Raw genomic sequence first — 22,789 nt, 5'->3', positions numbered from 1 at the left:
TTGCGATGAGTACCGACGATAAACGCGTTCGCGAATTTGCCTATCAAATCTGGGAGTCCGAAGGAAAACCCGAGGGCCAGGAAGCCCGTCACTGGGAGATGGCACGCAAGCTGGCCGAAGCTGAAGCGCTGGCACCCAGTAAATCGCCAAAGGCCACTGGCAGCAAAGCCGCCAACACCAAATCGCCTGCCAGCAAAGCCCCCAATGGCAAGGCCGGCGAACCCAAAGCCCAGGTAAAAGCCAAACCTGCCGCGGCTTCCAAGGTCATTCCGCCGGGCGAAAAAGCTACCGAGAAAAAGCCTCGAGCCGCGCGCAAACCGCCGGCTGTCTGACGCTTCATCTGGCTGCCCTGATTGGCTTCATGGCGAGCCCTCTCGCCATCGAGGGTTCGTTCGCCCTGAAAAAGAGCGACGAATCAAACACCGCTTCCCCTGTGGGAGCGAGCCTGCTCGCGAAGAGGGCGGCACATTCAACACCTGTATTGGCTGCCAAACCGCCATCGCGAGCAGGCTCGCTCCCACAGAGATTGCGTACCTACAGGAACACATGCACCCGATCCCCCCCTTGCAGGAGCACCTATGACCAGTCCCAAGAAAGCCGCGCCAGAACCTCTTGCCGAGGCCTCGCGAATCCGTGAAGGCTTGCCCTTCCCGCTGGGCGCGACGTGGGATGGCCTGGGGGTCAATTTCGCCTTGTTTTCCGCCAATGCCACCAAAGTCGAACTGTGCATCTTCGATGATGCCGGCGAGGTCGAACTGGAACGCATCGAACTGCCGGAATACACCGACGAGATCTATCACGGCTACCTGCCCGACGCTCATCCGGGGCTGATCTACGGTTACCGCGTCTATGGGCCGTACGATCCGGCCAATGGTCATCGCTTCAACCCCAACAAACTGCTGATCGACCCCTATGCCAAGCAATTGGTCGGCAAACTGAAATGGTCCGAAGCCTTGTTTGGCTACACCATCGGCCACCCCGACGCCGACCTCAGTTTCGATGAACGTGACAGTGCGCCCTTCGTTCCCAAGTGCAAGGTGATCGACCCGGCACACACCTGGGGCCACGACCATCGGGTCAGCGTGCCCTGGGACAAGACGATCATTTATGAGACCCACGTCCGCGGCTTCAGCATGCGCCACCCTTCCGTCCCCGAGAACGTGCGTGGCACCTTCGCCGGGTTGATGGTCGATGATGTGCTGGAACACATCCGCAAACTGGGTGTGTCGACCGTGGAGTTGCTGCCGATCCACGCATTCGTCAACGACCAGCATTTGTTGCACAAAGGCATGACCAATTACTGGGGCTACAACAGCATTGCGTTCTTCGCCCCGGACCCGCGCTACCTGGCCAGCGGCAAGATCGCCGAGTTCAAGGAGATGGTCGCGCACCTGCATGAAGCCAATCTCGAAGTGATCCTCGACGTGGTCTACAACCACACCGCCGAAGGCAACGAGCAAGGACCGACGCTGTCCATGCGCGGCATCGACAACGCCTCTTACTACCGCTTGATGCCCGACGACAAGCGCTTCTACATCAATGATTCCGGCACCGGCAACACGCTGGACCTGAGTCACCCGTGCGTCCTGCAAATGGTCACCGACTCCCTGCGTTACTGGGCCTCGGAGATGCACGTGGACGGCTTCCGGTTCGACCTGGCGACCATTCTCGGGCGCTACCACGATGGCTTCGACGAGCGTCACAGCTTCCTCGTCGCCTGTCGCCAGGACCCGGTATTGCGTCAAGTGAAGATGATTGCCGAGGCGTGGGATTGTGGCCCCGGCGGGTACCAGGTCGGTAACTTTCCGCCGGGCTGGGTCGAATGGAACGACAAATTCCGCGATACCGCGCGAGCGTTCTGGAAAGGTGATGAAGGCCAGCTCGCAGACTTCGCCAGCCGCATGACCGCGTCCGGGGAGATGTTCAATCAGCGGGGGCGGCGACCGTATGCCTCGGTGAACTTCATCACCGCCCACGACGGTTTTACCCTCAATGACCTGGTGTCATACAACGACAAGCACAACGAGGCTAACGACGAAAACAATGAGGACGGCAGCAACAATAACTTGTCCTGGAACCACGGCGTCGAAGGCCCGACCGACGATCCGCAGATCAATGAGCTGCGTCAGCGGCAGATGCGCAACTTCTTCGCCACACTATTGCTGGCCCAAGGCACGCCGATGCTGGTGGCCGGCGACGAATTCGCCCGCACCCAGGACGGCAACAACAACGCTTATTGTCAGGACAGCGAGATTGGCTGGGTCAATTGGGACCTGAGCGATGATGGCAAGGCCCTGCTCAAGTTCGTCAAACGTCTGATCAAACTGCGCCTGGCCTACCCGATCCTGCGGCGCGGACGGTTCCTGGTGGGCAATTACAACGAGGACATCGGGGTCAAGGACGTCACCTGGCTTGCCCCGGATGGCAGTGAAATGAGCGTCGAACAATGGGAAGAAGCCCATGGCAAATGCCTGGGCATGCTCCTCGATGGCCGCGCACAGGAAACCGGCATCCGCCGCAAAGGCGCCGACGCCACCCTGCTGTTGGTGGTCAATGCCCACCACGACATTGTCAACTTCATGCTCCCGGAAGTGCCCGATGGCGGTTTCTGGACCTGCATGATCGACACCAATCAACCGTCGATTCGTGGCCAGGAACGCTTTGAGTTCGGTCACGAATATTCAGTTACCGGCCGTTCGCTGCTGCTGTTCGAATTGCAGCATGAGGAACAAGAGTGAAATGGGCCTTCAGCGGTTTCTCCGGCAACCGCCAGCGGACTACACCGACACTCAGGCGTTAGGCCACTTCCTGCGGGCGCGGGTGGATGCCGGATAAAAAAACGGACAAGAAGGCGCATCGAGGCGACGGATCGCGATACATGAGCAATACTCTGCTCGCGGTAATCCAGGGTTTGGAGCACCGCACACTGCTATCAACGAGAACAAGGACGTAACCCCATGAAGCCGGTTTCCCTCAGTGAAAACAGCCTGTCAGCACAGATCTGGAACAGCGCCCCACAACTGGACAACATCCCCGTCATCAGCACTCAGACCCTGGTCCCCGCCGACGCACGCGCCGTGGTGATCGCCCCGCATCCTGGCGATGAAGTCGTGACATGCGGCGGTGTACTGCAATTACTGAGCACGCTGGGTCACCCTCTGCAATTGATCTCGATTACCGATGGCAGCGCCAGTCATCCGGGGTCGCAGCAATGGTCGGAAAAACGCTTGAGTGTGTTCCGCCCCCAGGAAAGCGTCGAAGCCTTGCGTCGACTCGGCTTGCCGATGCACAGCCTGAAGTGGATTCGCGGTGGTTTCACCGACAACGCCCTGGCTGAGCGCGAAGTTCAATTGAGTCAGTTCATCGCCCGCTATTTGCGCCCCGGCGACGTGGTATTCAGCACCTGGCGCGAGGACGGCAATGTCGACCACGACGTCGTCGGACGTGCCAGCGCCAAGGCCGCAGCCGAGGTCGGCGCGGCATTCCACGAAGTGCCCGTGTGGGCCTGGCACTGGCCGACTCGCGATCGAGGGTTGATCCCTTGGCACCGTGCACGCAAGGTGCGTCTCGACACCTGGACCGTCGCGCGCAAAAGCCACGCCACCCACGCCTATGCCAGCCAGCTCGACGGCGAGCCGGCCATCGGTCTCGCGCCGCTGCTGCCGCCAGTGTTGCTGGAGCGCATGCGGTTGCCTTATGAGATTGTCTTCGTCTAAAACCCTGGGTGTGGCCGCGTTGTAGCAGCTGCCGAGCCTGCGAGGCTGCGTTCGGCTGCGCAGCAGTCGTTATCTGAGCACCAGGCTTTGCTCACCTGCGCGCCAACCTGTGGCACACCTTTTCCGGCAGCGACACCGTGCCTGGCGTCTACCGTCACTGTGTATACCAGTGCCGACAAAATTCGCAATATCGACAGTAATCAACTGCTTGAAACGGTTTCCAACGTCGGTATAAGAGTCTGTTGGCAAGCCGATAGCGTGCTACCGAAAGTGTCTAGAACGAGGACATTTCGACTTTTTTCGTACAAACAACCACTTAGAGAGCCCCCTCAAATCAATAACTTACAACCACTAAAATAGACATACCATTTATCGGCCATTTTCTTGACGCAGCGGCTTGGGTCTTCTTAGCTACACCGTACTACCCCCGGAAACTCCACCAGGGACACCCCGCAGCTACCCGCAAAAACGGGCGGTCAGAGGCTTGCCCCAATTCATTCGGTCGCCCCTCATTCGGGGTAGGAGAGACGCCAAAGCGAGATATGGAATAGTTTGCAAGGTAGACCCCCATGAGAACTTCATTCACCCAACATGAGATCAAAGTCACTTTTTGCACGGTCTCGAGTTCACTCCTGTTGTGCTCATCGATGGAAGTGCAGGCCTCGCCTCCCGAGACAGATATAACGCCCTGGTATCGCCAGGATGTCCCGGTCCTCGCCTTGACCACTCTTGCGACGACGTATCCCGGCCGCTTCAGCGCCATGCCGGACTTGCGAAGTTCACACCTGACGACCGAGGATGCTGCGCCCTTGGCCTGGGACCAACTCTATGGGCAGGCTTCGCGGCAGGCACAAACCAATTACCAGAACCAAAGCGCTTCTCTCGCGGGCGGCGGCGAATTAAAAGGCCCGCCCATTTTGACCTTGCAAGGCAGCAGTGGCCAAACCCAACGGGTCGGCCTGGTCAGCGGCACCACTCAGCTCCAGAGCAACAGCAACGGGGTACTGATCAGCCCCGCCCTCGCCGATCCGAACAGCAACACCCTCAACCTTCAAGGCCAGAGCCTCGGCGCTTACTGGAGCCTGACCGGTTCCGAGGGCTGGCACGTCGACTTGACGGCCAGTGGCGGCAGGGTCAATGGCTACAGCCGTAATGACCAAGGCGCTCGGCAAGCCACCGAGGGCACCGCGATGATCCTCTCGGCGGAGGGCGGCATCCCGATTAGCCTGAGCGATCACTGGGTGATCGAACCCCAGGCGCAGTTGATCAATCAGCGCGTGACCCTGGATGCCCCGTATGCAGGCTCGGGCAATGCGTCTTCGACTGACTTGATCTCCTGGACCAGTCGGATCGGTGCCCGGTTGACAGGTAGTTACGACATTGACGGCATGCCCGTCGAACCTTATGTGCGGACCAACTTGTGGCACACGGCACACACTGGCAGCACCGTGTCCCTTGATCAGGTCGACAAGATCAGCAGCAGCCGCAATTCATCGACGGTCGAGCTGGGATTGGGGTTGGTGGCCAGAGTGACGCCTACAATGAGTGTGTTCGTCAGTGCCGATTACAGCAGCGATGTGAATGCCGGTGATTTGAACGGGTTGATCGGGAGCCTGGGCGTGCGGATGCGGTGGTGAGGACCTGACATCAAGAGCTGTGTTGTTTGGGCTGGCCCCTTCGCGAGCAAGCTCGCTCCCACAAGGATCACCGTTAACCTGTGGTGGGAGCTGTGTTGTTTGGGCTGGCCCCTTCGCGAGCAGGCTCGCTCCCACAAGGATCACTTTTAACCTGTGGGAGCGAGCCTGCTCGCGAAGGGGACGACTCGGTTTTAGATCAACCTTCAGGACGCAACATCAACACCGCCAACGGCGGCAAATTCAGCACCAGTGACAGCGCCTGCCCATGGCTCGGCTCTTCCTCGGTAGACGCCCCGCCACTGTTACCGTAATTGGAGCCGGCATACATCGCGGCATCGCTATTGACCACTTCCGCCCAGCGCCCGGCAAACGGCACGCCAATGCGGTAAGACTGACGCGGTACCGGCGTAAAGTTGGCCACCACCAACACCGGCCGCCCCTCTTTGCTCCAGCGCAGGAAGGCGTAAACACTGTTGATTGCATCATCACCAATCAACCACTGGAAACCTTGAGGTACATCGTCCTGCTCATGCAGAGCAGGCTCTTGGCGATAGAGCCGATTCAGATCGCCGACCAGTTTCTGCACCCCCTGGTGTTCGGGGTACTGAAGCAGGTACCAGTCCAGTTGCTGATCGTGATTCCACTCGCGCCACTGGCCGAACTCGCACCCCATGAACAACAGCTTCTTGCCCGGATGCGCCCACATGAAACTCAGGTAGGCCCGCAGGTTGGCGAATTTCTGCCAGCGATCGCCGGGCATCTTGTCGATCAGCGAATGCTTGCCGTGCACCACTTCATCGTGGGAAATCGGCAGGATGAACCGCTCGGACCAGGCATACACCAGGCCGAAACTCAGCTCATTGTGGTGATGGGCGCGGTACACCGGGTCCTGCTGAATGTAGTGCAGCGAATCGTGCATCCAGCCCATGTTCCACTTGTAGTCAAAGCCCAGTCCACCCTGTTGCGTGCCCTGACTGACACCCGGCCACGCCGTTGACTCTTCGGCAATCACCAGTGCACCGGGGGCTTCGAGGTCGACCACATCATTGAGATGGCGCAGGAAGTCGATGGCTTCGAGGTTTTCCCGACCACCATGACGATTGGGCACCCATTCGCCCGCCTTGCGTGAATAGTCTCGATAGAGCATCGAGGCGACGGCGTCGACACGCAGGCCATCGACGTGGAAATGTTTGAGCCAGTGCAACGCCGAGGCCAGCATATAGCCATGTACTTCGGTCCGTCCCAGGTTGTAGATCAGCGTGTCCCAGTCCTGGTGAAAACCTTCCATCGGGTTGCCGTATTCGTATAGTGCGGTGCCGTCGAATTGCGCCAGGCCGTGGATATCGGTCGGAAAATGCGCGGGCACCCAGTCGAGGATCACGCCGATCTCGGCCTGGTGGCAGGCATTGACGAAGGCGGCGAAATCATCCGGCGACCCGTAACGGGCACTCGGGGCGAATTGCGAGAGCAACTGATAACCCCAGGAACCGCCGAACGGGTGCTCCATGACCGGCATCAGCTCGATGTGGGTGAACCCCAACTCCTTCACATAGGGAATCAGTCGATCACCCAACTCATGCCAGGTGTACTGACGGGCGACTTCGCCCAGATCATCCAGCTCACACTGCCAGGAACCGGCATGCAGCTCATAGATCGACAGCGGCGCAGTTGAACGCTGGCGATCGCCACGGGATTGCATCCACGCCTGATCCTGCCAGTCGATTGTCAATGGCGAAGCAACCTTTGACGCCGTGTCGGGCGGCATCGAGGTGGCTAAGGCCATCGGGTCGGCCTTGAGCGGCAGAATGCCGTGAGACCCGAGGATTTCGTATTTGTACGCCTCCCCCGCCTGCATCCGCGGAATGAATATTTCCCAGACGCCGGTAGGATGACGCAGCCGCATCGGGTGGCGACGGCCGTCCCAGTTGTTGAAATCTCCAACCACCGACACCCTTTTGGCGTTCGGTGCCCACACGGCAAACCGCACCCCCTCCACGCCGTCGACAGTCTTCAGTTGCGCACCAAGGCAAGCACTGAGGTCCCTGTGATTACCTTCGGCGAACAGGTACAAATCCATTTCGCCGAGCAACGGGCCAAAGCTGTACGGGTCCTCGGAGAGTTGCTCGCCGCCGGCCCAACGGGTTCGCAACAGGTACGGTTGCGCCCGCTCGAAATGCCCGACGAACAAACCCGGCGTCTGGGTGGCCTCAAGAGGACCGAGTTCTTCCCCGGAGTCCCTGGCTATCACCTGCACGTTCAACGCGTCGGGCAGATAAGCCCGGATGAATTGACCGCCACCGTCATCGCCGTGGGGACCGAGAATTGCAAAGGGGTCGTGATGTTCGGCGCGTACCAGCGCCTCGATGTCCCGCGATCTGGGCAGCAACGCCTCTTTAGCGTGCCCCTGTTCCTTGTTCGAGAAACTCATGACTACTCTCCACCAAGATCGGAAAAGGGTTTAAGCCCACTCAATAATCCAAACAAACCGTGCAACGGCACAGGCAGCCACGTGGGCCGATTTTCAGCCTCATACGCCACCTCATACGCTGCCTTTTCCAGACTGAACAACGCCAGCGCGGCGTCATCACCTTCAGGATCTTGCCATGCATGAGCAAGACTAGCTGCCGCCAGCCGATAAGCGTCGATAAATGCTTGTCGCGCCTCACTTAAATAACGGTCGGCGACGCGCTGGCGAGCGGTCCGTGCATCGGCGGTGTTATCGACGTTCTGCACGTTGATCGTCATCGCCGCCGCGTAATCGAAGGAACGCAAGACACCACTGACGTCTTTATACGGGCTGTGCTTGCCCCTTCGCTCGTGCAACGGCCGTGCCGGCTCGCCTTCAAAGTCGATCAAGTAAGCATCGCCCTTGATCACCAGCACTTGCCCCAGGTGCAGATCGCCATGGACGCGAATGCGCAATCCACCGGCCGATTTTTTGCCCAGCTCCTGTATATGATTGAGGATGGCTTTTTTGTTATCCATTAAATGAGTGACCAGCGATTTGTCTGCCGGGTTCAGTTCGTTTTGATGCTGCTTGAGTAACTTCAGTGCATGTTCCAGTTGCGCAGCGACAGCCTTGGCCGAGGCCAGTGCATCTTTTTGCGAGGTCACTTGCGGGGCGAAGTCCGGGTTAGCAGTGGGCGCCGCCAGCACTTGGTGCATTTCACCCAGGCGCTGGCCGAGCATGCTTGCAAAGTCCTTCAGCTCGCCTAGCGCGTTGTAGTGCTGTTCCTGTTCCGACACGGCGTCCGCCAGTTCGTCGCGCAACGCCCGTTCGAGGTTGTTTTGCGTCCACTCCCATGCGTCACCCTGATTGCTCAAATAACCTTGGGCAATCATCAACAGCGTGCCCTCACCCGCCGTGTCGTGGCGCACCACCGATCCCAGCAACGGCGAAATATTGCGGTAACCGGCATGGGTCAAATACGCGCTCATCTCCAGTTCAGGGTGCACGCCAGTGGCCAGTTTACGGATCAGTTTCAACACCAGGCTGTTGCCGATCACCACCGAACTGTTGGACTGTTCGGCGGACAGATAACGCACTTCGGACTCGCCCGTCAGGCCCAGTTTTGCCAGCTCGGCAGTCGGTTCGAAACGGATCTCGCCAGCGCTCGATGGCAATACCGTGTTGGCCTGCATGCCGTGCAGCACCGCACGAATAAACGTTTCCAGGCTAAACGCATCGGTGATCAAACCGACCTGGCGCACGCGCCGAACCCGCGACAACGCCAGTTGTTGTGGCAACGCCGTACCGACCTGATCTTCGGAAATAAAGCCGAACGGCAACTGATAGCGACTGGTCTGGCCGCCGCTGGTGACATCGACTTCACTCAGTAACACCGGGTGCAGTGGATCGCCGAAACGCACGCCATAAGCGATGCTGACCTGTTCGATAGCGGCGTCCTTACCCGCGAACCAGCGGCGGTTCTGCAGCCAGCTCGGCAAGATGCCCTGCTCGAGCGTGCCCCGCGATGGCGCTTCAAGTAGCTCTTCCATGCGTTTTTTCAACACCAGCGTGGTGAAGTCCGGCAGGCTTTGCGCCGGCTCGACGTGCCAGCTCGGCATCTGGTTTTCAGCGGCCAGCACGAACCAATAGAAGCCGTAAGGCGCCAGCGTCAGGAGGAAATTCAACTGGCCGATGGGCGGGAAGGCATTACCGCCGAGCATCTCCACCGGCACCATGCCGACGTAAGCCGACAGGTCCAGTTCCGCCGCCTGTGCGCTACGCGACACGTTGGCCACGCACAAGATGATTTCGTGCTTGCCGTCTGCGCCGGTGAATTCCCGGGTGTAGGCCAGAATCCGTCGATTGCTCGGCGACAGCATTTTCAGCGTGCCGCGCCCGAAGGCCTTGGACTGCTTGCGCACGGCGAGCATGCGTCGGTTCCAGTTCAACAGCGAATGTGGGTCGCCGGCCTGGGTTTCGACGTTGACGGACAGGTAACCGTATTGCGGGTCCATGATCGGTGGCAGCACCAGGCTCGCCGGGTCTGCGCGAGAAAAGCCGCCGTTACGGTCGATCGACCACTGCATCGGCGTACGCACACCGTCGCGGTCGCCAAGGTAGATATTGTCACCCATGCCAATTTCATCGCCGTAATACAGGGTCGGCGTGCCGGGCATCGACAGCAGCAGGCTGTTGAGCAGTTCCACACGGCGGCGGTCGCGCTCCATCAACGGCGCGAGGCGGCGGCGAATCCCCAGGTTGATCCGCGCCCGACGGTCGGCCGCGTAATAATTCCACAGATAGTCGCGCTCCTTGTCGGTGACCATTTCCAGGGTCAGCTCATCATGGTTACGCAGGAAGATCGCCCACTGGCAGTTGGTGGGGATTTCCGGGGTCTGACGCAAAATGTCGGTGATCGGAAAGCGGTCTTCCTGGGCCAGCGCCATGTACATGCGCGGCATCAACGGGAAGTGGAACGCCATGTGGCACTCGTCGCCGTTCAAGCCCTTGGCGTCGGTGGTACCGAAATACAACTGCGTGTCCTCAGGCCATTGATTGGCCTCCGCCAAGAGCATGCGGTCCGGGTAGTTGGCGTCGATTTCGGCACGGATCTGCTTGAGGACGTCGTGGGTCTCGGGGAGGTTCTCGTTGTTGGTGCCGTCGCGCTCGATCAAGTACGGAATCGCGTCCAGACGCAGGCCGTCGATACCCATGTCGAGCCAGTAGCGCATCACCGACAGCACCGCTTTCATGACTTGCGGGTTATCGAAATTCAGGTCGGGCTGGTGGGAATAGAACCGGTGCCAAAAGTATTGGCCGGCCACCGGGTCCCAGGTCCAATTGGACTTTTCGGTGTCAAGAAAAATGATGCGGGTGCCGTCGTACTTTTGATCGTCATCAGACCAGACATAGAAATCCCGCGCCGCCGAGCCTTTTTTGGCCTTGCGCGCACGCTGGAACCAGGCGTGTTGATCCGAGGTGTGGTTGATGACCAGCTCGGTAATCACCCGCAGCCCGCGTTTGTGCGCCTCGGCGATGAAGCGCCTTGCGTCGGCCATGGTCCCGTAATCGGCGTGTACGCCACGGTATTCGGCGATGTCGTAACCATCATCGCGCCGTGGCGACGGATAGAACGGCAACAGCCAGATGGTGTTGACGCCCAGATCGGCAATGTAATCGAGTTTGGCGATAAGACCGGGAAAGTCTCCGATCCCGTCGTTATTGGAGTCGAAAAAAGACTTAACGTGAACCTGGTAGATCACCGCGTCTTTGTACCAGAGCGGGTCCTTGATGAAGGCGGCTGCCTTGGGTTTCTTCGCCATCTGAAACTCCTGTTGAATTCGATAAAGCCTCTGAGCCGATCCCCTGCTTCAAACCCGATGATTACCTGTGGGAGCGAGCTTGCTCGCGATGGCAATCGAACATCCAACAGATGTGTTGCCCGCCAATTTGCTATCGCGAGCAAGCTCGCTCCCACAGGTTCTGTGTCTATGCGGTAATCCGCCAAATCCCGAACGGCTGGTATGCCGGATCAATCCGCATGAACTGGTACTTGCCGTGCCACGTCCAGCGGTGGCCGTTCATCAGGTCTTCACCCTGGGTGCTGGCGTCATCAGGCAAGCCCATTTCCCATAGCGGCAATTCGAAATTCGCTTCCTGAACGTTATGCGGGTCAAGACTGACCGCCACCAGAATGAAGTTGCTGCCGTCCGCGCTGCGTTTGCCGAAATACAGAATGTTGTCGTTCCAGGCGTTGTAGACCTTCAAACCCAAATGCGTGTGCAGTGCCGGGTTCTGTCGGCGAATGCGATTGAGCTGGGCGATCTCGGCAATGATGTTGCCCGGCGCGTTGAAGTCCCGTGGACGGATTTCATACTTTTCCGAGTTGAGGTATTCCTCTTTGCCCGGCACCGGCGCAGCCTCACAAAGTTCAAAGCCCGAATACATGCCCCACAAACCGGAGCCCATGGTCGCGAGCGCCGCGCGGATCAAAAATCCCGCACGGCCGGACTCATGCAAAAACGCCGGGTTGATGTCCGGGGTGTTGACGAAGAAGTTCGGGCGGAAGCATTCGCGCCACGGTGACTCGTTGAGTTCGGTGAAATACGTCGCCAGTTCGTTCTTGGTATTGCGCCAGGTGAAGTAGGTGTAGCTCTGGGAATAACCGACCTTACCCAACCGCGCCATCATCGCCGGCGTGGTAAAGGCTTCAGCGAGGAAAATTACGTCGGGGTACAGCGCTCGCACATCCGCGATCAGCCACTGCCAGAATGGCAGCGGTTTGGTATGAGGGTTGTCGACGCGAAAGAGCTTCACGCCCTCCTCGACCCACCCCACCACAATGTCGCGCAATTCGACCCAAAGGCTGGGGATCGCTTCGACGGCGTAGAAATCGACGTTGACGATGTCCTGATACTTTTTCGGCGGGTTTTCGGCGTATTTGATCGTGCCGTCCGGCCGCCAGTTGAACCAGCCTGGATGCTGCTTGAGCCACGGGTGATCCTGAGAACACTGGATCGCGAAATCGAGGGCGATTTCCAGGCCATGGTCAGCCGCTGCCGCCACCAACTTGCGAAAGTCTTCGCGGGTCCCCAGTTCCGAGAGAATAGCTTCATGCCCACCGTCTTCGCTGCCGATAGCGTACGGACTGCCCGGATCGTCCGGGCCGGCAGTCAGGGAATTGTTCGGGCCTTTACGGTAGCTGCGACCAATCGGGTGGATCGGCGGGAAGTACAGGACATCGAAGCCCATGTCCTGAATCATCGGCAGTCGCGAATGCACATCGTTGAAGGTGCCATGGCGAGCCGCATCGTCAGTGATCGAGCGCGGAAACAATTCATACCAACTGGCGAACTGCGCCAGCTCCCGTTCGACCTCCAGCGGATACTCGGGACTGAGACTCACGTAGGCGCGGTGATTGGCCTGGGCCATCAGCTCCGCACTACGCGGGTGCAGAAACAGCGCGACCTGCTCGGTTTCGAGCAGCCCGGTCAGTTCAAGGTGCAACGCCGCCAGATCCTCGCTCAGCGAACCATCCGTGCGCTCGGCCGCCTGCTGCACCAGGGTTCGCCCTTCCTGCAGCTCAAGGCTGACCGGTACCCGCGCCGCGTGCTTTTTTTCCAGCTCATAACAAAAACTGGCGAACTGATCGATCCAGGCCTCAATGCAAAACACATAACGGCCCTGGCGCACCACACGGAACTGGCCCTGCCAGCCGTTATTGCCGAGCTCGCTCATCACTTCGCTCTGCCAAGTCTCATCGACCTCGGCGCGCCAGCGGATGCGCACTGCCAGTTTGTCGTGACCATCGGCAAACACCTTGCTGGTCACCACCACGTCCTGACCGACCACGGCTTTAGCGGCAAACTGCCCGCCATCAAGGGTTGGCATGGTGTTTTCAATCACGATACGCGGCAGCAGCAACGCCTGCGACAGCGGCATATGAGGGTTGTAGTTCAGCTCTGTCGGTTTTTCAGCAGTCATCGAGCATCTCTCCTTACGCCCCATGGACGCTCTTGTGTCTGATGTTCCGTGAAACAACTCACTTAGGTTCCGAGCGGCAGACGGCGGTAAAAGTTCACGGGGATTTGCCTGAAGCCACTGGGGGAATCAATTCCTTCGCGCGGTGGTCAACCAACTAAAGCACGACTTGCGCCATGTGCCACCCGGAGGCTTTAACAATGAGTATTCCGATCCCACCGGAAACACCGGATCCGAACATCGATGAACCCGCCGTCCCACCCACGGAGCCGCAACCCGTGCCAGAGCAAGACCCGCCCGGCACGACCGCGCCAGCGCGGGAGGAACCGCCAAGCGCAGTGCCGCCGGTGATTGTGAATCCGTAAGTAGGAGCTGCCGAAGGCTGCAATCTTTTGATCTTGATCTCGGTGCTTCGTGGATCAAAAGATCAAAAGATCGCAGCCTTCGGCAGCTCCTACTGGGGGTCGCGGTCCTTCTCAAGCATCTTCACTATCCTCGGCATCACGCTGACTAGCCCCTTACACCGGGCGCACCTAATTGAATGCGACTTGCGGCTTCCCCACCCTGTCGAGGCGACCGCCTGTCGCTTTCTTTCATAAAAAATCATTGCTCCGTTCCAAAAGTACGCCTGTAGAGAAGGAATCTTCTTACTCCGTCCTACAGACATGCGTGTTCAGTATTACTCCAATATTCTTAAGTTGGATGAAGCCCAAAACACAGTTTTTTAAAGCGTTTCCAATCAACCATTTGCACCACGTGGACTTTTAAACACTAAAGCAAACAAATAGCCCTCCAATTTTTCTGCATGAATACTCCTATTTAGTTGAATGATATTTCCTACAAGCGATTATTCGCCCGTTTGCAATTGAGACTGCAACCATCTAAATCTAACAGCATCACTTAACACCGAGCGGCAAATACGACGAGTGACAAACAAACATGAAAAACGAAAACCCGGCAAAGTACTCTTCAACTTTAGAAATGACTTTAGCCAAACACTAACCAGCAGATGGTTGGCGCCTCCGGAGGACAAGGAGGTTGCGGTGACAACTGAATAACTCAACCTATACATTCTGCAAATTCATCTCCCCATCTTTATTCATGCACATGGATAATTCAAAAAATATAAACCTGGATAATGATTACTCCGCCTCTTTTTTTGCGTCCATTGATTTAGATCGAAAAGAGAAAATGGTTCCATTTCCATAGGACTAGCAATGATGAATAAAAATGTACACTCAAGAGTTTTTACTCTCGTAGGCCTATTCATAAAGGAACAGCTAAAAGAACCCATTGCTTTTTTCTGGATTATGATTTCACCTTGCGCACTCTTCTATTTTTTTGCAATAACGAGGCAAGATGCCAACTATTACCAAAGCGATTACACTGCTGCGGCGGCATGGTTTTATGCGTACATCTCATCTAGCGTCGCGTTATTTGGGTTTGCTTTTTATATTATAGGGAGAAGAGAAAGTGGCTTTATTCGATCATTCATCTACTCAAAAAAATCAAGAGCCATATTCCTCTACTCGCACTTCCTTGCTTACTCATTGATTTCGATTGCATACTGCTTAACTTTCTACCTAGTGACCAAACTTCCTTTCGGCAACTATGAACTCAATGAATTTCTGAGTATCACTCTGCGCTTCTACATTTGCTTTATCATGTTTTGCAGTTTAGGTGTCCTATTCACGCTGCCGCCAATTAATTTTCAAAACGCTAATACGCTGATATCGATTTGTTCATTCTGCATGCTTATCCTCGGAGTAATGGGGGCTAGTAGAGCGAATAACATTATCGACAGCATAAACCTGGCGAACCCGCTGACGATTGCAAATCAATTAATGGCCGACGACTTGAGCCTTAACAAACCCACGATCTTGCTAATAATATTTTTATTTATCGCATCTTCTTTTGGACTAATAAAGTATTTAAAAATCAACCCTGTTTGGAGCCGATACTGATGAACCAATTTAGCGCGAAATGCATTGACTTCTCCTATGAAGAAAAAATACTTTTCGACCAGGCATCTCTTGACATTACCGAAGGTTCCATTGTAGGCATCTTAGGCCCAAACGGATCAGGAAAGACTACATTTTTCGATATTGCTTGTGAACTGAAAACGGTAAAATCCGGCTTTATTAAAAATGATTTTTCCAACTTTGTTTACCTATCTCAAATAGTTACAACACCACCTTCTCTACGTATGCGCGATATATTCAAGATGGTCACTTCGCTGTCTTCAGACGAACATATTACACAATCCCGAGCGCTGGAGAAATTAAGTTTTTGGAGTCCTTCCATAGTTGATCGATACAAGGAAATCTGGAACAAAAAATCCTCATTGTGCAGTTATGGGGAGACGCGATGGTTCTTCACACTTTCACTATTATCCATTTCTACTGACTTCGTGATTCTCGATGAGCCTACCGCCGGCGTGGACCCTGAATTTCGACATTATATTTGGCAATGCCTACATGGAGCAGCCAGAGAAGGCACTGCTATTCTGGTCTCTTCCCACAATGTAGACGAAGTAGTAAATAACTGCTCTTATTTTTATATGATAAGCCAACAACGATTCAATCGCTTTGCTAGTGCCTCAGAGTTTATGCGCAAGTATGGAGCTAAAACTGTAGATGACGCGTTTATCCGCGCTGTAACTGCGCCAACGTTCAAAATGCGCCCCCTAAAATAGAAGAACACCAACCATTAAATCAAACCCCATGCCACCGCGCGCTCACGGTGCTGTCCCGTGAAGGGTACGTCTCACCGACCATTAATCGGTTGCACCGAACGATGTCCGGCGGATGCGCCCTAACACAGTAGGACCAGCAAAAAAGGACCTCTCCATGCCCGTGCGCATCGAAAACCAGGCCTGCTTCTTCATCACCGAGGACGGCGAAGAAATTCGTCTGTGCCCCGACGTGACCATCATCACCGACTCGGAAAAAGCCATGTCCGCGGTGGAAATCAACGGCCAGCGCTTTTACATCACCGAAGCAGAAGCCGACGCATTGACCGTAGCAGGCGCCGTTGACGGTCGTAAACATTTGAAGGCAACCGACAGTGGTTCGGTGATTTGACGGATGCAGATCAGTAACACTCACCGGTGCCTGATTCAGGCACCCGTATCCTGCAATGGCGGGTGCATCAACTTGTCGCAGGCAGGGGATCAGCGCGCATCTGATCCGCTTTTTATTGCAATACCTGAGTCTGTTATGCAAACAGATCGCCGCTCATAGTGCTCTGGCCTGATGGAGGCTGATGAGCGAAAGACCATGAGCGATAGAATCCCCGTCCGAATAGTTGAAAGCGCCCCTTTAGTACAGAACTTTGAGCCTTCGCGTCCAAAGATGAAGGCCAAGTCCAGCGACAACCTGATCCACACCCGCAGTTTCACCGGTCTGTTCCGTACCTTGCGCATGAGCGGTGCGGGGTTTCTGTTTTTGCTGTTCTTTGGCACGGTGTGGTTGAACTGGGGCGGTCGCCAGGCGGTGCTCTGGGACCTTTGCGAAAGCAAATTCCACATCTTTGGTGCGACCTTCTGGCCGCAGGATTTCATTCTGCTGTCAGCGCTGCTGATCATTGCTGCGTTTGGCCTGTTTGCGATCACCGTGTTTGCCGGCAGGGTCTGGTGCGGTTACGCCTGCCCGCAGAGTTCCTGGACCTGGATTTTCATGTGGTGCGAGAAAATCACCGAAGGCGAGCGCAACCAGCGCATCAAACTGCAAGCCGCGCCCTGGGACCTGAACAAATTGATCCGCCGCTCGGCCAAACACACGCTGTGGCTGGCCATCAGCCTGCTCACCGGCCTGACCTTCGTCGGTTACTTCACGCCGATCAGGCCGCTGGCCGAAGAGCTGCTGACCTTGCAAATGGGCGGTGTCAGCCTGTTCTGGGTGCTGTTCTTCACCGGCGCGACTTACATCAATGCCGGCTGGCTGCGTGAAGCGGTGTGCATGCACATGTGTCCGTATGCACGGTTCCAGAGTGTGATGTTCGACAAAGACACCCTGACCATTTCCTACGACGTCGCCCGCGGCGAAAACCGTGGTCCGCGTAAACGTGAGGTGAAACCTGCCGAAGCCGGCCTCGGCGATTGCGTCGACTGCCAGCTCTGCGTGCAGGTCTGTCCGACCGGCATCGACATCCGCGATGGTTTGCAGATGGAGTGCATCGGGTGTGCGGCGTGCATCGACGCCTGTGATTCGATCATGGACAAAATGGGCTACGCCCGAGGGCTGATCAGCTATACCTCGGAGCATCAGTTGCAGGGCGGCAAGACTCGCCTGCTGCGCCCACGACTGATCGGCTACAGCGCCGTGCTGTTGCTGATGATCGGGGCGCTTGCATTGGCGTTGGTGGAACGGCCGATGGTGTCGCTGGATGTGAGCAAGGACCGGGGTCTGTTCCGCGAGAACAGTCAGGGACAGATCGAAAACATCTACAGCTTGAAGGTCATCAACAAAACCCAGCAACGTCAGGGCTACCGGCTGAGCCTGGTCAATGGCGACGGCTTCCAGCTGCAAGGCAAGACTGAGCTGAGCCTGGCAGCCGGTGAAATTGTGGACGTACCGGTGTCGGTGGCGATGACGGCGCAGCGGCCAAGCAGTAGCTCGCAGACGATCAGCTTCAAGATTGTCGACAGTGATGAGCCGGATATTTATAGCGTGGCGAAAAGCCGGTTTGTCGCGCCGATGAATCGTTGATCACTTAGACTGCTCGCGAAAAAGGCGACTCGATCTTCCAGAATGAAATCAATCCAGGCACTCGATGAAACGCTACGAAAAATTCGCCGACGACATCGCTGAACTGATCCGCTCCGGCGTCCTCGGCCCTGGCCAGCGCGTGCCTTCGGTGCGTTACGCCAGTCAGACCTATGGGGTCAGCCCGTCCACGGTGTTCCAGGCCTATTACCTGCTCGAGCGTCGCGGGTTGATCCGCGCCCGACCGCGTTCCGGCTACTTCGTCAACGCTCATGCACCGAGCCCGTTTTCAGAGCCTGTGATCAGCAGCCAGGTCAACGAATCCACCGAAGTCGACGTCAGCGAACTGGTGTTTTCGGTGCTCGACTCCATCAAGGACCCGAACACCGTCCCCTTCGGCTCAGCGTTCCCCAGCCCGTCCCTGTTTCCCTTGCAGCGGTTGTCGCGATCTTTGGCGAGCGCTTCCCGGGAGATGGACCCGCGCATGGTCGTCACCGACATGTCGCCGGGCAACCCGCAGCTGCGTCGGCAAATCGCCCTGCGCTACATGGTCGGTGGCCTGATGCTGCCCATGGAAGAACTGCTGATCACCAACGGCGCCCTCGAAGCCCTGAACCTGTGCCTGCAAGCGGTGACCGAGCCCGGCGACCTGGTGGCCATCGAAGCCCCGGCGTTCTACGCCTGCCTGCAAATACTGGAACGGCTGAAACTCAAAGCCGTGGAAATTCCCGTGCACCCGCGTGACGGCATTGACCTTGGCGTACTCGCCCAGACGCTCGAACGCCACCCGATCAAGGCGTGCTGGTGCATGACCAGTTTCCAGAACCCCGTGGGCGCGACCATGCCCGAGTCGAAGAAACAGGAACTGGTGGCGCTGTTACGCAGCCATCAAGTGCCGCTGATCGAAGACGACGTCTACGCCGAACTCTATTACGGGCAACAAGCGCCGAAACCGGCGAAAGCCTTCGACACCGAAGGGCTTGTGATGCATTGCGGCTCCTTTGCCAAAAGCCTCGCGCCCGGTTACCGCATCGGCTGGGTCGCTGCCGGTCGTTACGCGCAGAAGATTGAACGCCTGAAACTCATGACTTCGCTCTGCGCCTCGATGCCGGCCCAGGCCGCCATTGCCGATTACTTGCAGCACGGCGGCTATGACCGGCATCTGCGTAAGTTGCGTTACGCACTGGAAGAACAGCAAAGCGCAATGCTCGCGGCCATCGCCCGCTACTTTCCGGCGCAGACGCGCGTGAGTCAGCCGGCTGGCGGCTATTTTTTGTGGCTGGAGTTGCCGCCACAGATGGATTCGTTGAAGTTATTCCAGATGGCATTGGCGCAGGGAATCAGCATCGCGCCGGGGCCGATTTTTTCACCGACGCAGCGGTTCAGGAATTGCATTCGGTTGAACTATGGCAGCCCGTGGGATGAAGCGGCGGAGAAGGCGATGGAGACGTTGGGCAGGATTGTGCGGTCGTTCTGAATGTTTTGTAGTGTTCCGACTGACGCCATCGCGAGCAAGCTCGCTCCCACAGGTGATCGTATTCCCCTGTGGGAGCGAGCTTGCTCGCGATGAGGCCATAACAGATAACGCAAATCTTGAGGATTAACGCCCACCACCCAGATCAACAAACGTGCCGGTCGCATAAGAAGCCTTGTCCGACAACAACCACACAATCGCCTCCGCCACTTCATCCGGCCGGCCACCCCGGGCCATTGGAATCGCCGACTCTAGCTTGCTGACCCGATCCGGATCACCGCTCAACGCATGGAAGTCGGTGTAGATGTAACCCGGCCGCACGGCGTTGACGCGGATGCCTTCACCGGCCACTTCCTTGGACAAGCCGATGGTAAAGGTGTCGAGTGCACCTTTGGACGCGGCGTAGTCGACGTATTCGTTGGGCGCGCCCAGGCGTGCGGCGACCGATGACACATTGACGATGCTACCGCCCTGCCCGCCATGCCTGGGCGACATGCGCAGGATCGCGTGCTTGGCGCAGAGGATCGGCGCCAGGACGTTGGTTGTCAGGATTTTGAGGATGCGAAATTCGGACATTTCGTCGACCCGGGACTTGTGCCCCACGGTGCCGGCGTTGTTCACCAGCGCCGTGACCCGGCCGAGTTCAGTGTCCACGCGATGGAACAGACCGATCACTTCGTCTTCGATGCTGACATCGGCACGTACTGCGATGGCTTGGGCCCCCAAGGCGCGGACTTGCTCCAGCACTCGCAGCGCGGCCTGTTCATCGGCCAGATAGTTGATACAGACCCGATAGCCTTGTTCGGCGGCCAACAGGGCTGTGGCGGCACCGATGCCGCGGCTGCCGCCAGTGATGACGATGACTTTGTCCATGTGAGCGTTCCCCGTTCCAAGCGTAAGCGGTCGGGGCAAAGAATAACCGCCATTGCCGTTTTTTGCATGGTCCGTAGCAGCTGCCGAGCTGCGCGAGGCTGCGCCTCCGGACGCAGCCTCGCGCAGCTCGGCAGCTGCTACGGGAGTCTTTAGGCCGTTACCAGGCGTTCTGCACGGAGAATATCCACCATGAACCGGTCGGCCGGTAACGGGTGGCCGAGCAGGTAACCCTGCAACGAATCGCACCCGAGTTGGGTCAGGAAGTCCTGCTGAACGTCGGTTTCCACGCCTTCGGCGACAATTCGCAAACCCAACGCCTGGCCGAGGGCGACGATCGCGGAAACGATGGCGGCGTCATCGCTGTCACGTTCCAGATCGCGAACAAAACCCCGGTCGATTTTCAGCTCGTTGGCCGGTAGGCGCTTGAGGTACATCAAGCTCGAATAGCCGGTGCCAAAGTCATCGATGGAAAGGTCAACGCCCATTTCCGACAACTCCTGAAGCACCGTCATGCTCGCATCGGCATCGCTCATGGCGGTGGTTTCGGTGATTTCGAGCGTCAGGCTGTTGGCCGGCAAACGGTGAGTAGCCAGTGCCTTGGCGACGCTCTGGACCAAACCGACGTGGCAGAACTGCAAGGCCGAGAGGTTCACCGCGATGCGCCAGTCGGTATACCCGAGAACATACCACTCACGCATCTGACGGCAGGCTTCGTTCAGCACCCACTCGCCAATCGGAATGATCAGCCCGGTTTTCTCCGCAAGTTCGATGAACTTGTCTGGCAGCAACATGCCCTGGGTCGGATGCTCCCAGCGCAATAACGCCTCGGCGCCCACCGGCCGGCCGTTGCTGGCGTCGAACTTGGGCTGGTAATAGAGGCTGAATTGCTGTTGATCGAGGGCAGCGCGCAAGTCTTGCAGCAATTGCAGTTGTTTGCGCGCGTTGCTGTTCATCGAAGCGTCAAAGAAGCTGTAACCATTTTTGCCTGCACCCTTGGCGTGATACATCGCCGCGTCGGCGTTCATCAGCAATTCCTGGGCGGTTTGGCCATTGCCCGGATACAGCGCGATGCCCACGCTGGCAGATATCTGCAAGTCATGTTCGGCGACCTGGAACGAGCGCCCGATCAACCCGACCTGACGGGCCGCCAGACTCAATGCGTCGTTCTGCTCGCCGAGTTGCACCAGCAGCACAAACTCATCCCCGCCGATTCGCGCAAGCGTGTCCTGGCTGCGCAAATCCTCACGCAGTCGCAGGCCGACTTCGCGCAACAACTGATCGCCCATGTGATGGCCGAAGGCATCGTTGACCGGTTTGAAACCGTCCAGATCGATGAACATCAAGGCAAAACAGCCGCCCTGCTCCTGCACTCTCGACATTGCCTGATCGATGCGATCGGCCAGCAATACCCGATTCGGCAGGCCGGTCAGGGTGTCGTGCAACGCCAGTTGGGTCAGCTCGCGATTGGCCTCGGTCAACGAGTCGGCAAGGCTGGCGGTGCGGGCCTCCAGACGCGCATCGAGAATCGAGGTCAACAGGGCAATGCTCAACACGGCCAGGGTGGTGATCAGCACCAGGCTGTCCAGGCCCTTGCCGTTCAGGCCGCTGATGGCCGCACCACAGAAACTGCCATCCGGGAAGCGGGCCGCCGCCATGGCGGTGTAGTGCATACCGACAATGGCGAAGCCCATGACCACCGCCGCGCCACCGCGGATCAGTCCAACATAGGGCGTGTGCTGTCGCAGTCGAAAGGCGATCCATAACGCCGCGCCCGACGCAACGACCGCGATCAGCAGCGACGTACCGAACAGTGTCGGATCGTAATCAATGCCTGGCTGCATGCGCATGGCCGCCATGCCGGTGTAGTGCATGGCACTGATCCCGGCGCCCATGGTCAGCGCACCGAACGCCAGTCGCCAGGCAGGCAGCCGCGGCTGACTGACCAGCCACAGGGCAAAGCCGCAGGAAAGAATCGCGATCAGCAGCGACAGCACCGTGATGCCGAGGTCGTAGCCAAGGTCGATGGGCAGTTTGAACGCGAGCATGCCGATGAAATGCATCGACCACACGCCGACCCCCATTGCAAACGCACCGCCCGCCGTCCACAGATGAACCGCCCGCCCCTTGGCCGTGGCGATGCGGCCGGTCATGTCGAGCGCGGTATAGGAGGCAAGAATCGCTACAAAGAGCGAGATGACAACCAGCGTGGAGGAATAGCTACCGATGAGCATTGGAATTCTCGCAAGCACCCGCCGTCCGGCGTCCAATCCGGGGGAGGCAAAAGCGGCGATTGTACTGATTGCGCAAAAGAACGCACTGACAAAATTAGCAAAAGGCCATCAACCTGATAAAACACTTGTTTGCCACATCGATCACCCGTAGCAGCTGCCGAGCCTGCGAGGCTGCGTTCGACGGCGGAGCCGTCGTAAACCCGGCACATACAGTCTTCCTGA

The 22,789-nt window shown here is 57.6% G+C and carries 16 protein-coding genes; 11 read left to right on the top strand and 5 right to left on the bottom strand.

What is annotated here, in order from left to right:
• The first annotated feature begins 5 nt into the window (after window positions 1–5).
• The 4 genes from ACM6IR_RS13495 to ACM6IR_RS13480 all read left to right on the top strand — a co-directional run bounded on the left by ACM6IR_RS13495 (window position 6) and on the right by ACM6IR_RS13480 (window position 5,353).
• The gene (locus ACM6IR_RS13495) at window positions 6–332 is read left to right on the top strand and encodes a DUF2934 domain-containing protein (protein ID WP_414908159.1); all 327 of its coding nucleotides are present in this window, start codon (window positions 6–8) and stop codon (window positions 330–332) included.
• Window positions 333–578: 246 nt separating this feature from the next.
• Window positions 579–2,738 (top strand): glycogen debranching protein GlgX, encoded by a 2,160-nt coding sequence (glgX, locus tag ACM6IR_RS13490; RefSeq protein ID WP_414908158.1) that lies wholly within the window; start codon window positions 579–581, stop codon window positions 2,736–2,738.
• A gap of 219 nt (window positions 2,739–2,957) precedes the next feature.
• Window positions 2,958–3,716: a PIG-L deacetylase family protein gene (locus ACM6IR_RS13485; protein ID WP_414908157.1), complete on the top strand. Its 759-nt coding sequence runs from the start codon at window positions 2,958–2,960 to the stop codon at window positions 3,714–3,716.
• 569 nt (window positions 3,717–4,285) lie between these two features.
• Window positions 4,286–5,353 (top strand): autotransporter domain-containing protein, encoded by a 1,068-nt coding sequence (locus ACM6IR_RS13480; protein WP_414908156.1) that lies wholly within the window; start codon window positions 4,286–4,288, stop codon window positions 5,351–5,353.
• A gap of 196 nt (window positions 5,354–5,549) precedes the next feature.
• Here ACM6IR_RS13480 and glgB read toward each other — a convergent pair whose 3' ends face one another.
• The 3 genes from glgB to ACM6IR_RS13465 form a co-directional block, all read right to left on the bottom strand.
• The gene (gene glgB, locus ACM6IR_RS13475) at window positions 5,550–7,781 is read right to left on the bottom strand and encodes a 1,4-alpha-glucan branching protein GlgB (protein WP_414908155.1); all 2,232 of its coding nucleotides are present in this window, start codon (window positions 7,779–7,781) and stop codon (window positions 5,550–5,552) included.
• Window positions 7,782–7,783: 2 nt separating this feature from the next.
• Window positions 7,784–11,125, bottom strand: coding sequence for a maltose alpha-D-glucosyltransferase (gene treS / locus ACM6IR_RS13470; protein WP_414908154.1), 3,342 nt, complete (start codon window positions 11,123–11,125; stop codon window positions 7,784–7,786).
• A gap of 166 nt (window positions 11,126–11,291) precedes the next feature.
• The gene (locus ACM6IR_RS13465; RefSeq protein WP_414908153.1) at window positions 11,292–13,286 is read right to left on the bottom strand and encodes an alpha-1,4-glucan--maltose-1-phosphate maltosyltransferase; all 1,995 of its coding nucleotides are present in this window, start codon (window positions 13,284–13,286) and stop codon (window positions 11,292–11,294) included.
• Between the two features lie 197 nt (window positions 13,287–13,483).
• On the opposite strand from ACM6IR_RS13465, the gene ACM6IR_RS13460 reads away from it, so the two are divergent.
• From ACM6IR_RS13460 to mapR, 6 genes are all read left to right on the top strand, one after another.
• The gene (locus ACM6IR_RS13460) at window positions 13,484–13,648 is read left to right on the top strand and encodes a hypothetical protein (RefSeq protein ID WP_414908152.1); all 165 of its coding nucleotides are present in this window, start codon (window positions 13,484–13,486) and stop codon (window positions 13,646–13,648) included.
• 852 nt (window positions 13,649–14,500) lie between these two features.
• Window positions 14,501–15,247 (top strand): ABC transporter permease, encoded by a 747-nt coding sequence (locus ACM6IR_RS13455; protein WP_414908151.1) that lies wholly within the window; start codon window positions 14,501–14,503, stop codon window positions 15,245–15,247.
• Window positions 15,247–15,978: an ATP-binding cassette domain-containing protein gene (locus ACM6IR_RS13450; RefSeq protein WP_414908150.1), complete on the top strand. Its 732-nt coding sequence runs from the start codon at window positions 15,247–15,249 to the stop codon at window positions 15,976–15,978. The genes ACM6IR_RS13455 and ACM6IR_RS13450 overlap by 1 nt, the downstream gene beginning before the upstream one ends.
• A 154-nt stretch (window positions 15,979–16,132) precedes the next feature.
• Window positions 16,133–16,366: a DUF3203 family protein gene (locus ACM6IR_RS13445; protein WP_414908149.1), complete on the top strand. Its 234-nt coding sequence runs from the start codon at window positions 16,133–16,135 to the stop codon at window positions 16,364–16,366.
• A 195-nt stretch (window positions 16,367–16,561) separates the two neighbouring features.
• Window positions 16,562–17,992 (top strand): cytochrome c oxidase accessory protein CcoG, encoded by a 1,431-nt coding sequence (gene ccoG, locus ACM6IR_RS13440; protein WP_414908148.1) that lies wholly within the window; start codon window positions 16,562–16,564, stop codon window positions 17,990–17,992.
• 64 nt (window positions 17,993–18,056) lie between these two features.
• A complete protein-coding gene (mapR, locus tag ACM6IR_RS13435; RefSeq protein ID WP_414908147.1) occupies window positions 18,057–19,466 on the top strand; it encodes a GntR family transcriptional regulator MpaR in 1,410 nt (469 codons plus the stop codon).
• A gap of 123 nt (window positions 19,467–19,589) precedes the next feature.
• Here mapR and ACM6IR_RS13430 read toward each other — a convergent pair whose 3' ends face one another.
• Window positions 19,590–20,336, bottom strand: coding sequence for an SDR family oxidoreductase (locus ACM6IR_RS13430; RefSeq protein WP_414908146.1), 747 nt, complete (start codon window positions 20,334–20,336; stop codon window positions 19,590–19,592).
• A 149-nt stretch (window positions 20,337–20,485) separates the two neighbouring features.
• On the bottom strand, window positions 20,486–22,567 hold the full coding sequence (locus ACM6IR_RS13425; protein ID WP_414908145.1) for a putative bifunctional diguanylate cyclase/phosphodiesterase: 2,082 nt from the start codon (window positions 22,565–22,567) through the stop codon (window positions 20,486–20,488).
• Here ACM6IR_RS13425 and ACM6IR_RS13420 point away from each other — a divergent pair.
• Window positions 22,560–22,718 (top strand): hypothetical protein, encoded by a 159-nt coding sequence (locus tag ACM6IR_RS13420; RefSeq protein WP_414908144.1) that lies wholly within the window; start codon window positions 22,560–22,562, stop codon window positions 22,716–22,718. The two genes, ACM6IR_RS13425 and ACM6IR_RS13420, sit on opposite strands and share 8 nt — an antisense overlap.
• The last annotated feature ends 71 nt before the right edge of the window (window positions 22,719–22,789 follow it).

The organism is Pseudomonas sp. IT-P253 (genome assembly GCF_949768125.1).
Classification (GTDB): Bacteria; Pseudomonadota; Gammaproteobacteria; order Pseudomonadales; family Pseudomonadaceae; genus Aquipseudomonas.
The sequence above is the reverse complement of the archived record's forward strand: the minus strand, read 5'-3'. Positions and strand labels throughout refer to the sequence as shown.